A 14,306-nucleotide genomic window follows, 5' to 3' on the forward strand; every position below is an offset into this window, starting at 1 on the left:
CCATACGAAGAACTTCGTCGAGTCGTCAGCAATAATGAGGTTATCTCACGGGCTCACGCTGTGCCGGCTGTCGAGACCTCGGGGTAAACACATACAGAAACGTTATAAGTACGGATTGCTTTTTAACAGCCATGTCAGAGGCACAATCAGTCACTGATGGCTCAGCGGCGCGGTCCGCGGCGGACCTGACGGCGTTCCAACAGAACATCCTCGCGATCCTCGCGGAGGAGCCGATGTACGGGCTCGCGATCAAACGCGAGCTCGAGTCGTACTACGGCTCCGAGGTGAACCACGGGCGGCTCTATCCGAACCTCGACGACCTCGTCGAGGACGACCTCGTCGAGAAGAGCGAGCTCGACAAGCGAACCAACCAGTACGAGCTCACCGAGGCGGGCCACGACACGGTCCTCGGGCAGCTGGAGTGGGTGCTCGACCGGTTCGTCACCGACGAGGCCCGCGCGGACGAGGTACGCGCCCTACTCGGCGAGTAACGGCGGCCCCGATCGACGGCGTCCCGGGCGGCAACCGACATTTTGGCACACGCACGCGGCGAAAGCCGCGTACGCTCGACGCGCCGAGCGACGGCCACGTCAGCCCCTCACCTACGACTCCTCGGGGCCGTCCACGTCCGCCGCGACCGACTCGATCACGTCCAGCGACTCGCCGACGACGGCCAGCTGCTCGTCGCTCGGCCAGCCGTTCCGCGGGAGGTACTCCTCACGGAACTCCGCGCGCACGTCGGGGGGCGCGTCGTCGACCGCGCGCACGTAGTGGTTGCTCATGAACGCCGCGAAGCTCCGGGCGGTGTCGGCGTGGACCGCGTCGTGCGCGTCGGCGACCGCCTCGGCGACCGCGTCGTTGTACGCGGCGATCTCGCGGTAGCGGTCGGCGTCGCCCGGTCCCGACAGCGACACCTCGACGGCCCGGTCGGTGGTCTCGATCCGGTCGAGCCGGACCGTCCCGTCGTCCATCCACTCGTCAGGATACAACACGAGCGTGTCGTCCTCCTCGCGGAGCCGCGGAACGTAGTCGTGCTCCTCTACCAGCTCGTCGCGGCGTTCGCGGTAGAACGCGGCGGCCGCGTCGTCCTCGGTCCGCCGGGCGAGCCGGGTGAGCCGCTCCGCCTCGTCGACGGTCTCGGCCGGCACGTCGGGGACGCGGTCGTCGTCGTCGCCGTCGGCTCCGTCCGTCCCCTCGTCCTCCTCCGGCTCCTCCGCAGCCATCACTTCGCGAGCCCGTTCTTTCGCCCACTCCGGGGGCTCGTCGTTAGTTCGCGTCATCGAGTGCCTCGTTCGCCAGATCGTCGGCGCGTTCGTTTATCTCCCGCGGAACGTGGCCGATCGACCATCGGTCGAACCGCTCCAACAGCTCCCGGACGCGGACCCGCCGCTCCCGAAGTTCGGGATCGTTGGCGTTCCACTCGCCACGCACCTGCTTGACGATCAGCTGGGAGTCCCCGCGGACGTCGATCTCCTCGAAGCCGTACTCGTCGGCGGCCTCCAGCGCTCGGATCAGCGCGGCGTACTCGGCCTGGTTGTTGGTGGCGCGGCCGATCCGCTCGCCGCCCTCGGCCGCGATCCCGTCGGACGTGACCAAACACCAGCCGACCGCGGCCGGACCGGGGTTCCCGCGCGAGGCGCCGTCGAAGTAGACGTGCGCGCGTCCGCCACCCTCGCTCAGCAGGGCCGTCAGGCGGGTCGGGTCGCTCCCCTGCACGACGACCTTGTCGTCGTAGGCGACGGCGACGGCGCCGTCCCGCTCGGCGCGCCACCGCTCGTGGGCCGTGTTTCCCTCGTCGATCCGGACGCCGGCGTCCTCCAGACGGGCTCGCGCGGTCGCCGGATCGCAGTCGATCGTCGGCATTCGATCGGGTTCCGCGCCCACGGGACAAAGGGCTGTCCGTCCGGCGCGGGGGGCGCGCGATCGCCCGCCGGCGGCCCTGTGTGACAACCCACCACCCTCACGAACTTTTAAGTCAATTCGTTTGGATAGTATATAAATGCGATGACACGGCCAACCCGGCAACGGGATCACGACCGGCAGCGTGTGCGGGACGAGGACGCCGACGAGTCTGAAACCGACGCCGAGGGGGTCGAGGGGGTCGACGCCGACGAGTTGGACCCCGAGGAGTTCGACCCGGAGGAGCTCACCCGAACGGCCGACGGGGAGCTGATACACGAGGAGACGGGACTCATCGTCGAGGAGGAGCAGATCGATCCCGGTCCGGAGTGGCGTGCGTTCAACCACTCGGAGCGACAGGAGAAGTCGCGCGTCGGCGCCCCGACGACGAAGACGATGCACGACAAGGGGCTGACGACGACGATCGACTGGAAGGACAAGGACGCCTACGGCCGGTCCATCTCCTCGAAGAAGCGGTCGCAGATGCACCGCCTGCGCAAGTGGCAGGAGCGAATTCGAACGAAGGACGCCGGCGAGCGCAACCTCCAGTTCGCGCTCTCGGAGATCGACCGCATGGCCAGCGCGCTGGGGGTTCCCCGCTCCGTCCGCGAGGTCGCCTCCGTCATCTACCGACGCGCCCTCAACGAGGACCTGATCCGCGGACGATCGATCGAGGGCGTCTCCACCGCCGCCCTCTACGCCGCCTGTCGCAAGGAGGGGATTCCGCGCTCGCTCGAAGAAATTTCCGACGTGTCTCGGGTCGACCGCAAGGAGATCGGCCGGACGTACCGCTACATCTCCCAGGAGCTCGGACTGGAGATGCGCCCCGTCGACCCGAAGAAGTACGTCCCTCGCTTCTCCTCCGAACTCGAACTGAGCGAGGAGGTCCAGTCGAAGGCCAACGAGATCATCGAGACGACCGCCGACCAAGGGCTGCTCTCCGGGAAGTCCCCCACCGGATACGCGGCCGCCGCGATCTACGCCGCGTCGCTGCTGTGTAACGAGAAGAAGACCCAGCGCGAGGTCGCCGACGTCGCGCAGGTCACTGAGGTCACCATCCGCAACCGGTACCAAGAGCAGATCGAGGCGATGGGCATCCACAGCTAGGCGTCGCCGGCGCACCCGTCTTTGCCTCGCGTTGGCTCGCTCGCCAGCAACGTTCAAGCCGCCGCGTCGCAAACGATCGACGAATGCGGCTCGACGAGTTCATCGAATTCGAGGCGAACGAGCGCGCCGAGCGACGGCGCCTCGCGGCCGAAAAGGACTACGGCATCCTCGATCACCTCGACTCCTTCGAGCGGCGCTTCGAGGAGCACGTCTCCGACGACGCCGTGGTCGGCAGCGTCTCCCCCTCCATCTTCGTCGGGCGCTCGAACTACCCGAACGTCTCGACCGGGTTGCTCTCGCCCGTCGGGCGCGAGGAGCGCGCCGAGCGCTTCGAGACCTCCGCGGCGTGGTACGACGAGGGCGTCTCCATCAGCGACGTGTTCGACCGACGGACGAGCCTGCTCAACTCGACCCGCGGGGTCGACGTGGCGGACGCCGGCGCGACGGGCGGGGTGAAGTCGGTGGGGGGCGACGGCGGCCCCACCGGGAGCGTCCACGACGCGTGGGACGGCTGGCTCGGCGTTCAACGCGAGGTCGCGATCGCCGACCGCCCGGTCGACGTGGAGATCGGGCTCAACGGCACCCCCGACCTCGACTTCGATATCGGCACGCGGGACATCAAGACGCCGACCGGCCCGCGCGCCGCGGCCCGGACCGCCGACCTCGGCGAGAACCCGCACGTCCCGCGCCCGGTGAAGAAGACGCTCGAAGACGACGACTGGCGCGCCGAGGGCGCGATGACCTACCTCTACCGCCGCGGGTTCGACGTGTACGAGATCAACACCATCCTCTCCGCGGGCGCGCTCGGACGCGGGGAGAACCGCCGGCTCGTCCCGACGCGCTGGTCGATCACGGCGGTCGACGACACGGTCGGACAGTTCCTCCGCGGCGCGATCCGCGACAACCCGACGGTCGACCGGATCGAGGTCCACCGCAACGAGTACCTCGGCAACGCGTTCTGGGTGATTCTCGTGCCGGGCCGGTGGGAGTACGAGCTCGTCGAGATGAAGTCGCCCGGCTCGATCTGGAACCCCGACCCGGAGGCGGGCGTCTACCTCGCGGCCGCCAGCGAGGGCCGCGAGGGCCGGACCGGCTACGTCGAGGAGACCGCGGGCGCCTACTACGCGTCCCGGCTCGGCGTCCTCGAACACCTCGACGACCGCGGGCGACAGGCGAAGGCGCTCGTCTTACGCCACGTCTCCGACGACTACTGGGGGCCGGTCGGCGTCTGGCAGGTGCGCGAGGCGGTCCGGAACGCGTTCGAGGGCGAGTTCGGGACCGCCGAGACGTTCGGCGAGGCGGTCCGCGGCGTCGCCGAGCACCTGCCGGTCCCGCTGGGTCGCCTCCGCAGAAAGTCGACGATGGCGGCCGGACTGCAGGCGAACCTCGGCGACTTCGTCGACGCGGGGTAAACAAGCGAACGGCGCCCGATCCGGTTCCGTCGCGTTCCGATTCCACACGTACTTACCTCGCTCCGTCTCAGGAGACCGGTATGGACCTCACCGATTCGACCGCACTCGTCACCGGCGGCGCGGGGCTCGTCGGGAGCCACCTCGCCGCGCGGCTCCGCGACCGCGGCGCGACGGTCCGCGTGGCCGACGACCTCTCGAAGGGGGACCGCGACCGCGTCCCGGACGGCGTCGACTTCGTCCGGACGGATCTGACCGACTCCGACGACGTCGCCGAGGCGGTCACGGGGGACCTCGACGTCGTCTTCCACTTCGCCGCGTACACCGACACGAACTACGACGACGACCGAGAGCTGTTCGAGGCGAACACGGCGATGACGTACAACGTCTTGGAGCGAATGCACGAGGTCGGCGTCGACCGGCTCGCCTTCACCTCCTCCTCGACGGTGTACGGCGAGGCGCCGCGCCCGACGCCGGAAGAGTACGGCCCCTTGGAACCGATCTCCATCTACGGCTCCTCGAAGCTCGCCGACGAGGCGCTGATCTCGACGCACGCCCACTCGTACGGGGTTCAGTCGTGGGTGTTCCGGTTCGCGAACATCGTCGGCCCGCACCAGCGCGGCAACGTGATCCCCGACTTCGTCCAGAAGCTCGACGCCGATCCGAGCGAGCTGGAGATCCTCGGCGACGGGCGACAGGAGAAGTCGTACATGCACGTCTCCGAGTGCGTCGACGCCATCCAGCACGTCGTCGAGCACGCGGACGCGGACCTGAACGTGTACAACCTCGGGACGCGGACCACCACGTCGGTCACCGACATCGCCGACATCGTGAGCGACGAACTGGGTGTCGATCCCGAGTACGCGTACACCGGCGGCGACCGCGGCTGGACCGGCGACGTGCCGAAGATGCGCCTGTCGATCGAGAGGCTCACCGACCTCAGCTGGGAGCCGTCGATCGAGAGCGACGAGGCCGTCCGGCGGAGCGCGCGCGAACTGATCGACGAGATCGTCTGAGACGGATACGTCGTTGACGTTGATGACTGCAGGGTGAACTGCTCCACCTTCTCGGTCGCTCGCTTATACGTAGTTGATGCCGGATCGACGGTGAACACCGCCAAAGCCCCACCCGCACCGCAACCGCACCACCGGAAGACGTTCCTGCCCGCTTCGCAGCGCAGGCTGCGACTTCCGTGCTCCCGCTCGCTTCGCTCGCGGGACCGCAGCCTCACCCTCCCCAGCCTCGCCGCTCGCGCTTATCAGCGCTCGCCGGCACGCGCCACCGCAAGTCTAGCGCGCGCCCTGTCCGTCCTCCTCTCGCGCCACGCTTCGGAAGGGCCTTTTAGGCCGACCCACGAACGGACGGTATGTTCCGGCAGTTCCGGTCGGAGGTGGCCGACGCGCTCGGCGCCGCGCTCGACGCGTTGGACCTCCCGACCGACGACCTCGGCATCGAACGCCCGCCCGACGACATGGACGCGACGCTCGCCTCCAGCGTCGCCTTCCGGCTCGCGGGCGAGGTCGGCGACGCGCCCCCGAACGTGGCCGTGACGGTCGCCGACGCGATCTCCGTCGCCGACGCCGACTACCTCGATTCGGTCGACACCGCCGGCCCGTACGTCAACTTCCACGCCGGCGAGCGCTACCTCGCCGACACGCTCGACGCGGCCGCCCCCGACCCGGGCTACGGCGCGCTCCCCAACCGCGACACCTCCGTCGTCGTCGAGCACACGAGCGCGAACCCGACCGGCCCGGTCCACGTCGGCCGCGCACGTAACCCCGTCGTCGGCGACGCGGTCGCGAACCTCATGGAGTACGCGGGCTACGACGTGGACCGCCACTACTACGTCAACGACGCGGGCCGCCAGATGGCGGTGTTCACATGGGCGTACGAGCGATTCGACGAGTCGGACTTGGAGGAAGAGCCCGCCCGCGACCGCGCCGAGTACGACCTCGTGCGCTACTACCGCAAGGGGAACGCGTATCTGGAGGAGGCGGAGCCCGACGCCGTCGAGGCCGCGGAAGAGGAGATTTCCTCCATCCTGCAGGGGCTCGAAGCCGGCGACGAGGAGACGTACGAGCGCGTCGGCGAGGTCGTCGACACGGTGCTCGGCGGGATGAAGGACTGCCTCGCCCGCCTCCCCGCGGAGTTCGACGAGTTCGTCAAGGAGACGCGGTTCATGCGCGACGACTCGACCGACGAGATCGCGGCCCGGCTCAAGGAGACCGACCACGCCGTCTACGAGGAGGACGCGTGGCAGTTGGAGCTCGACGACTGGGGGATCGACAAGAACCTCGTCTTCCTGCGCTCCGACGACACGAGCCTCTACACCACCCGCGATCTGGCCCACCACGAGTGGAAGTTCGACAATTACGACCGCGCCGTCACCGTGCTCGGCGAGGACCACAAGCTGCAGGCCGACCAGCTCGACGCGGCCCTCGAACTCCTCGGCAACGACGTCGACCGGCTCGGCCACGTCATCTACTCGTACGTGAACCTCCCCGAGGGGAAGATGTCCACCCGGAAGGGGACCGGCGTGATGCTCGACGACCTGCTCGACGAGGCGATCGACCGCGCCCGCGAGGCGGTCGAGAGCCGGATGGACGACCGCATCCGCGACGACGACCTCACCGAGGCGGACGTCGAGCGCATCGCCCATCAGGTCGGCATCGGCGCGGTCCGGTACGACATCGTCTCGAAGCAGCCCGCGAAGGCGATCACCTTCGAGTGGGAGGACGCGCTCGACTTCGAGGGGCAGTCCGCCCCGTTCGTCCAGTACGTCCACGCGCGCTGTTGCGGCATCCTCAACGAGGCGGCCGACGCCGGGGTCGAGGTGCCGGGCGTGACGGGGGGCGCTGGCGGGGTCGACGACGTCGTCGACGCCGACGCCCTCGACGTCGACGCCGCGGCCTTCGAGACCGAGGCGGCCCGCGACCTCCTCCGCGAGGTCGCCCGCTTCCCGGCCGCGATCGAGGCGGCGGCGGACGATCTGGAGCCGCACACGATCGCCACGTTCACCCGCGAGTTCGCCGACGCGTACAACGCGTTCTACCGAGAGTGTCCGGTCGTGACCGCCGACGACGCGGAGCTCCGGGCCGCCCGCGTGGCGCTCGTCGCGGCCGCGAAGCACACGATGGCGAATGCCCTCGACGTGCTCGGGGTCGAGGCGCCGGAGTCGATGTAGGAGCGGTACTACTGGGTTCGGTTCTGCTCGGATACTGACGGATCGACGGCAAACACCGTCAAAGCCCCAGCCGCTCGGCTATACATATCTGACCGAAGATCGACGGCAAACACCGTCAAAGCCCCAGCCGCTCGGCTATACATATCTGACCGAAGATCGACGGCAAACACCGTCAAAGCCCCAGCCGCTCGGCTATACATATCTGACCGAAGATCGACGGCAAACACCGTCAAAGCCCCAGCCGCGAGGCCGCAGTACGCTCGTTGCGCTCCTCGTTCGCTCCGCTCGCTGCGGTGCTTCCGTCGCCTACTGCGGCCTCGCGGCTGCCCCTTTGAATCCCACCCGACCGCACAGCACCGCAGCCTCACGCCTCCCCAGCCTCGCGGCTCGTTCGGGGCTCCCTTCGGTCGCCCGCATCACTCGCCGCGTCCCTCGCGCGTGCACCTCGCGCCCGGTGGGCGCTCGGCGGCACGCGCCACCGCAGTTGGTTCATAAACAATCGTGCGTTTAGTGATCCGTGCGACCCGGTACCGTCGCGCTGACGGGGAGGTCAAAGCTTACTTACACGCACGCCGCCGTATTTAGGGTAATGAGTAGCGACGCCAAAGAGGCGAGCGAGGACCGGCGGAAGTACGAGTTCCGCAAGGTCATCGAGGAGCTCCGCGATTTCGAGGGCTCCGGCACGCAGCTCGTCACCATCTACATCCCCGAAGACCGGCAGATATCCGACGTGGTCGCCCACGTCACACAGGAGCACAGCGAGGCGTCCAACATCAAGTCCAAACAGACTCGGACGGCCGTCCAAGACGCGCTCACGTCGATCAAAGACCGTCTCCGCTACTACGATACCTTCCCGCCCGAGAACGGGATCGTGATCTTCTCCGGAGCGATCGACGCCGGCGGCGGCCAGACCGACATGGTCACCAAGACGCTGGAGTCGCCGCCCCAGCCCGTCGAGTCCTTCCGGTACCACTGCGACTCCGCGTTCCTCACCGAGCCGCTCGAACACATGCTGGAGGACTCCGGACTGTTCGGGCTCATCGTCCTCGACCGCCGCGAGGCCAACGTCGGCTGGCTGAAGGGCAAGCGGGTCGAGCCCGTCAAGTCCGCCTCCTCGCTCGTCCCCGGCAAACAGCGGAAAGGGGGCCAGTCCGCCCAGCGGTTCGCCCGCCTCCGCCTCGAAGCGATCGACAATTTCTATCAGGAGGTCGCGGGGATGGCCAACGACCTGTTCGTCGACAAGCGTCACGAACTCGACGGTATCCTCGTCGGCGGTCCCTCGCCGACGAAAGACGAGTTCCTCGACGGCGACTACCTCCACCACGAACTGCAGGACACGGTGCTCGGCAAGTTCGACGTGGCGTACACCGACGAGTCCGGGCTGAAGGACCTCGTCGACAACGCCAGCGAGGCGCTGGCCGATCAGGAGATAGTCGAGGACAAACGCCACATGGAGGAGTTCTTCGAGAACCTCAACACCGGCGAGGAGGCCACCTACGGCTTCGAGCAGACTCGTCGGAACCTCATCATGGGCTCGGTCGACCGCCTGCTCATCTCCGAGGACCTCCGGTCCGACGTGGTCGTCTACGAGTGCCCGAACGACCACGAGGAGTACGAGGTGATCGACGCACGACACTCGACGCCGTCTCACGAGTGCTCCGAGTGCGGCGAGGAGTCCGACGTCGACGAGCGCGAGGACGTGATCGAACATCTAATGGCGATCGCCGAACAGCGCGGAACCGACACCAAGTTCATCTCCACCGACTTCGAGAAGGGCGAGCAGCTTCTCGACGCGTTCGGCGGAATTGCGGGTATCCTCCGCTACTCGACTGGCGTGTAAACAGACGAGTCAAAACCTCCTCTCTTCGCTCTCTCCCGTCTACTGCTCCGGCTCGGCGGGCGCCGCCGCGATCTCCAGGCACGCGCAGGCGTCCGTCTCGGGGTCGAAGCAGTCGGGGCACTCCGGCTGGCGGTCGATGATCGTGTCGAGTCGCTCGGCGACGGTGTCGTCGATGACCGCCTCCAGCTCGCGGGCCTCGTCGCGGAAATCCTCGACCGCGAGCACGTTCGCGAGGAAGCGCTCGATGATACAGTAGGTCTGGAGCGCGTCGCGCGCCCGCACGATCCCGTCGTCGGTGAGGCGGACCCCCTTGTACTTCTCGTGCTCCGCGAGCCCGCGCTCCTCGAGCTTCCCGATCATCTCGTTGGCGCTCGCCGGGCTGACGCCGAGCGAATCGGCGATCGATCCGGTCGATGCGGGACCGTCCTCCTGCTTCTGTACGACGTATATCGTCTTGAGGTACTGGTCTGCGGTGTTCACGGCTTCCCTCCGTCGGCGCTCGTCGTCGGTTCGGTCCTCCGATTCATCGTCGCTCCATGACCGCCGTTACCTCGCTGACTCCCTCGGCCTCGTCTTCCCGGATCGTCCGCAGTTCGTCGACGAGCGCCGCGCGGTCGATCGAGAACTCGGCGTCCGACTCCTCGATCGCCTGAATGAGGTCGTCGTAGAACTTGTAGGCGGTCTCCTCGTTGCATAGCTGGTCGTACAACACGCCGTCGAAGTCCTCGGGGCGCGTCCGGCCGTACCGCGCGTCCACGAGCGACTCGATCTCGTCGAACGGGACGCTGTCGACGCCGAGCCCCTCGATGAGCGACTCCAGGCGTTGGCGGTGTTCGGCCGACTCCTCGGCGGCGTCCGCGAGCAGCGCCTCGATCTCCTCGTCCAGTTCGGCGTCGAGGCTCTGGTAGTGGTGGTGCGCCCGCGCCTCAACCACTTCCTCCAGCACGATCCCGATCTGTAGCAGCCGGGCGAGCTGGTCGTCCGAGGCGATCCGCTGGCTCACGCTCACGGCGACCACCCGTCACCGTTCGATACGACCCTTCGCATACACGTCATCTCTAACGTAGTCCGACTTAAGGGGTTCCCCTTCGATCGCCGTCTGATCGCGAGTGACGCGCCTCGGGGCCCTTGGACGCGGAAAAACAGCAAACGGAAATCGACCCGTCCCGTGGCGTCCGCGATTACTGCAGACGCTCGAAGACGAGCTCCTCGACGTCGTCGCGGAACTCGTCGACGGCGATCTCCTCTAACACGGGGACGAAGAAGCCCTCGACGAGCATGTTCCGCGCCGTGTGTGAGTCGATCGAGCGACTCTCGAGGTAGAACAGGTCCTCGGCGTCGACCTGTCCAACCGTCGCGGAGTGGGACGCCTCGGTGTCGTGGTTGTGGATGATCAGTTTCGGCGACGCGTCGGCTTCGGCGTCGTCCGACAGCATCAGCGTGTTCTCGCGCTGGTAGCTGGAGGTGTTCCACGCGTCGTTGCCGACGTCCTGAACCCCCTCGTACACGGAGCGGGCCACGTCGTCGAGCACGCCGCGCGTGACCAGGTCGGCGGTCGTGTGCTCGGCCTGGTGCCAGACGCGGGCGTTGATGTCGAAGTGCTGGTCCTCCGTGCCGAAGAACGTCCCGACGATCTGACTCTCGGCGCCGTCGCCGTTCAGCTCCGACTCGACGTCCGAGCGGGTCAGCTTCGATCCGAAGTTGCTCTCGATCCAGTCGACGGTGCCGTACGTGCCCACGTCGGCGCGCTTCAGCGAGTAGGTGTACGTGTCGTCGTCGAGGTTCTGGAGCGAGCCGAACTGGACGCTCGCGTTCTCGCCCGCCGCGATCTCGACGAGGTTCGAGAAGTACCGGTCGTCGCCGACGCCCTCCGAGGCGGCGGCGTCGCGGTCGCCCGACTCGATCGATTCGAGGATCGTCACCGACGACGACTCCTCGGCGACGACGAGCGTCTGGCTGAACAGCGAGCGGGAGTTCATCTCCGCGCGCACCGTCACGTCCTCGACGTCGACGCCCTCGGGGACGTAGACGAACGTCCCGGTCGTGAACAGCGCGACCGACAGGGCGGTGAGGTAGTTGTGCTCGGGGTCGAGCACCGAGCCGAAGTTCGCCTCGATGATGTCGCCGTACTCGTCGAACGCCTCGGTAAAGGGGAGGACGACGACCTCGTCGTCGCCGACCGACCGCTCCGTGGCGTCCGACTGGTTCAGCGGATCGACCAGCGACTCGAAGTCGAGCGCCTCCAGATCGGTCCAGCGCCGCCCGGGCGTCTGGATCACGTCCGGCAGGTCGGCCGTCTCCAGCGCCGAAAGCGCGTTCAGACGGGTCTCCAAGAGCCACTCGGGCTCGTCGCGTTCCTCGGCGATGCGTCGTACCGTGTCCTCAGAGAGGCTCTCGATTGCTTGCGTGCTCATGTTATCCGAGCGAGCCCTCCATCTCCAGCTCGACGAGCCGGTTGAGCTCGACGGCGTACTCGATGGGCAGCTCCTCCGTGATGGGCTCGATGAAGCCCGAAACGATCATCTGCTTGGCGTCGTCGTCGTCCAGCCCGCGCGACTGCAGGTAGAAGATGTCTTCGTCGCCGATTTTCCCGACGGTCGCCTCGTGGGCGACGTCGACCTTCGACTCGTTGATCTCCATGTACGGCATGGTGTCGGAGGTCGACTCGTTGTCGAACATCAGCGCGTCGCACTCGACGGCGGTCGAGGAGTTCTCGGCGCCGTCGGCGATGTGGACGAGCCCGCGGTAGTTCGTGCGGCCGCCGTCCTTCGAGATGGACTTCGACTCGATGGTCGATTTGGTGTCGGGCGCGTTGTGGTACACCTTCGCGCCGGTGTCGATGTCCTGGCCCTCGCCCGCGAAGGCGATGGTGATGTGGTTGTCGGAGGCGCCGCGTCCCTTCAGGATCGTCGAGGGGTACAGCATCGTCGCCTTCGACCCCATCGACCCGGAGATCCACTCCATGCGCCCGCCCTTCTCGGCGATGGCGCGCTTGGTGTTCAGGTTGTACGTGTTCTTCGACCAGTTCTGGACGGTCGAGTACTGGACGTGCGCGTCCTCGCCGACGAACACCTCGACGCCGCCGGAGTGGAGGTTGAACGCCGAGTACTTCGGGGCGGAACAGCCCTCGATGTAGTGGACCTCGGAGCTCTCCTCGGCGATGATGAGCGTGTGCTCGAACTGCCCCATCCCCTCGGAGTTCATCCGGAAGTACGCCTGCACCGGCATGTCGACGGTGGTGTTCTCCGGCACGTAGACGAACGAGCCGCCGGACCAGATCGCGCCGTGGAGCGCGGCGAACTTGTTGTCGCTCGGGGGAACGCACTTCGTCATGAAGTGCTCGCGGACGATCTCCTCGTGCTCCTGGACGGCCTCGTCCATGTTACAGAAGATGACGCCCTTCTCCTCCCACCGCTCCTGCATGTTCTGGTAGACGACCTCCGACTCGTACTGCGCGCCGACGCCGGAGAGCGCGTTCTTCTCGGCCTCCGGGATGCCCAGCTTGTCGAAGGTGTCTTTGATCTCGTCCGGGAGTTCGGTCCAGTCGTCGACGCCGGCGCGGACGTCGACATCCGGCCGGATGTACGGGATGATCTCGTCGACGTCGACCTCGCTCAGGTCCGGCTGTCCGGGCCAGTCGGTCGGCATCGGCATCTTCTGGAACTGTTCCAGCGCGCGCAGGCGCCGCTCCAGCATCCACTCCGGCTCGTCTTTGTCCTCCGAGATGACGCGGACCGTCTCCTCGGTGAGACCCTTCTCGGTCTGGAAGGCGGATTTCTCCTCCTTCTTGAACTCGAAGCGGGCCTCGGTGTCTGTCTCCTTCAGTTCGTCCTGTTGTGAGCTCATAGTATGGTGTTACGTTGTTCCGGACTTACGTGTATCGCGTGACTGGATTCGGTTACGCGGCCTCGAACGCGTCCTCGCGGACCCAATCGTACCCCTTGTCCTCGAGCTTCTCGGCGAGCTCCGCGCCGCCGCTTTTGACGACCTCGCCGTCCAACATGACGTGGACGTGGTCGGGCTCGACGTAGTCGAGAATCCGCTGGTAGTGCGTGATCTGGAGGACGCCCGTCCCCTGCTCGTCGCGGAGCGCGTTGATCCCCTTCGAGACGTCCTGCAGCCGGTCGATGTCCAGCCCGGAGTCGATCTCGTCGAGCACCGCGACCGCGGGCTCTAACATCGCCGCCTGCAGCACCTCGTTCTGCTTCTTCTCGCCGCCGGAGAAGCCGGCGTTGAGGTAGCGCTGCATGAACTTCTCGTCCATGTCGAGCAGCTCCATCTTCTCCGAGAGGATCTCCTGGAACTCGGCGACGCCGATCTCGCCGTCGTCCGCGGGACCCTCCATCGGGGAAGTCTCGTAGCCCTCGTCGTCCTCGTCCGCGTCCGCGTCGGTTTCCGCTTCCTCCTCTTCGTCTTCGAACAGCTCCTCGCGCTCGTCCGCTTTGGCGTTGAGCGCCTGCCGGAGGAAGTTCGTCATGGTGACGCCCTCGATCTCCGCCGGGTACTGGAACCCGAGGAAGATCCCGAGCGCGGCGCGCTCGTTGGGTTCGAGCTCCAGCAGCTCCCAGTGGTAGTCCTCGTCGTCGAGCTCGGCGTCGATGTCGGCGATGTCCTCCTCCTTGAGATGAAGGAGGATCTCGCCGCCGGTGACCTCGTACGCGGGGTGGCCGGCGATGACCTTCGCGAGCGTCGACTTCCCGGAGCCGTTCGGACCCATCAGTGCGTGGATGTCCCCGGACTCGACGGTCAGGTCGACCCCCCGAAGAATGCGTTCGCCGTCCTCTTCCGCCACTCGCGCGTGAAGATCGTTGATTTCGAGAGTTGCCATGTGTATTCTCGTTCCTCGTGTTCGAACAGTGGTGACTTG

Annotated in this window: 13 protein-coding genes; 6 read left to right on the forward strand and 7 right to left on the reverse strand. The window is 67.0% G+C overall.

What is annotated here, in order from left to right; translation table 11 throughout:
• Window positions 1-131: 131 nt before the first annotated feature.
• Entirely contained in the window at window positions 132-491 is a 360-nt protein-coding gene (locus ESO89_RS14130) for a PadR family transcriptional regulator (RefSeq protein WP_128906113.1), read from the forward strand.
• 111 nt (window positions 492-602) lie between these two features.
• Here the strand turns inward: ESO89_RS14130 and ESO89_RS14135 are convergent, their stop codons facing one another.
• Complete coding sequence (locus ESO89_RS14135) at window positions 603-1,280, reverse strand: DUF7108 domain-containing protein (protein ID WP_128906114.1); 678 nt, start codon at window positions 1,278-1,280, stop codon at window positions 603-605.
• Entirely contained in the window at window positions 1,267-1,863 is a 597-nt protein-coding gene (gene rnhA / locus ESO89_RS14140; RefSeq protein WP_128906115.1) for a ribonuclease HI, read from the reverse strand. The genes ESO89_RS14135 and rnhA overlap by 14 nt, the downstream gene beginning before the upstream one ends.
• A gap of 141 nt (window positions 1,864-2,004) precedes the next feature.
• Here rnhA and ESO89_RS14145 point away from each other — a divergent pair, with 141 nt between their 5' ends.
• The 5 genes from ESO89_RS14145 to prf1 all read left to right on the forward strand — a co-directional run bounded on the left by ESO89_RS14145 (window position 2,005) and on the right by prf1 (window position 9,439).
• Window positions 2,005-3,006, forward strand: coding sequence for a transcription initiation factor IIB (locus tag ESO89_RS14145; RefSeq protein ID WP_128906116.1), 1,002 nt, complete (start codon window positions 2,005-2,007; stop codon window positions 3,004-3,006).
• 83 nt (window positions 3,007-3,089) lie between these two features.
• On the forward strand, window positions 3,090-4,418 hold the full coding sequence (gene nreA, locus ESO89_RS14150) for a DNA repair protein NreA (protein WP_128906117.1): 1,329 nt from the start codon (window positions 3,090-3,092) through the stop codon (window positions 4,416-4,418).
• Window positions 4,419-4,498: 80 nt separating this feature from the next.
• The gene (locus ESO89_RS14155; RefSeq protein WP_128906118.1) at window positions 4,499-5,431 is read left to right on the forward strand and encodes an NAD-dependent epimerase/dehydratase family protein; all 933 of its coding nucleotides are present in this window, start codon (window positions 4,499-4,501) and stop codon (window positions 5,429-5,431) included.
• Window positions 5,432-5,781: 350 nt separating this feature from the next.
• Window positions 5,782-7,599, forward strand: coding sequence for an arginine--tRNA ligase (argS, locus tag ESO89_RS14160; RefSeq protein ID WP_128906119.1), 1,818 nt, complete (start codon window positions 5,782-5,784; stop codon window positions 7,597-7,599).
• 589 nt (window positions 7,600-8,188) lie between these two features.
• Entirely contained in the window at window positions 8,189-9,439 is a 1,251-nt protein-coding gene (gene prf1 / locus ESO89_RS14170) for a peptide chain release factor aRF-1 (RefSeq protein ID WP_128906121.1), read from the forward strand.
• A gap of 39 nt (window positions 9,440-9,478) precedes the next feature.
• Here prf1 and ESO89_RS14175 read toward each other — a convergent pair whose 3' ends face one another.
• From ESO89_RS14175 to ESO89_RS14195, 5 genes are all read right to left on the reverse strand, one after another.
• Complete coding sequence (locus ESO89_RS14175; protein ID WP_128906122.1) at window positions 9,479-9,919, reverse strand: metal-dependent transcriptional regulator; 441 nt, start codon at window positions 9,917-9,919, stop codon at window positions 9,479-9,481.
• Between the two features lie 43 nt (window positions 9,920-9,962).
• A complete protein-coding gene (locus ESO89_RS14180; RefSeq protein WP_128906123.1) occupies window positions 9,963-10,448 on the reverse strand; it encodes a ferritin family protein in 486 nt (161 codons plus the stop codon).
• 172 nt (window positions 10,449-10,620) lie between these two features.
• Complete coding sequence (gene sufD, locus ESO89_RS14185; protein ID WP_128906124.1) at window positions 10,621-11,853, reverse strand: Fe-S cluster assembly protein SufD; 1,233 nt, start codon at window positions 11,851-11,853, stop codon at window positions 10,621-10,623.
• A 1-nt stretch (window position 11,854) separates the two neighbouring features.
• Complete coding sequence (gene sufB / locus ESO89_RS14190) at window positions 11,855-13,285, reverse strand: Fe-S cluster assembly protein SufB (protein WP_128906125.1); 1,431 nt, start codon at window positions 13,283-13,285, stop codon at window positions 11,855-11,857.
• A 52-nt stretch (window positions 13,286-13,337) separates the two neighbouring features.
• Window positions 13,338-14,267 carry an ABC transporter ATP-binding protein gene (locus ESO89_RS14195; protein ID WP_128906126.1) on the reverse strand — a complete coding sequence of 310 codons (930 nt, stop codon included), beginning with the start codon at window positions 14,265-14,267 and terminating at the stop codon, window positions 13,338-13,340.
• Window positions 14,268-14,306 lie beyond the last annotated feature (39 nt).

Source organism: Halorubrum amylolyticum, assembly GCF_004114995.1.
Classification (GTDB): Archaea; Halobacteriota; Halobacteria; order Halobacteriales; family Haloferacaceae; genus Halorubrum; species Halorubrum amylolyticum.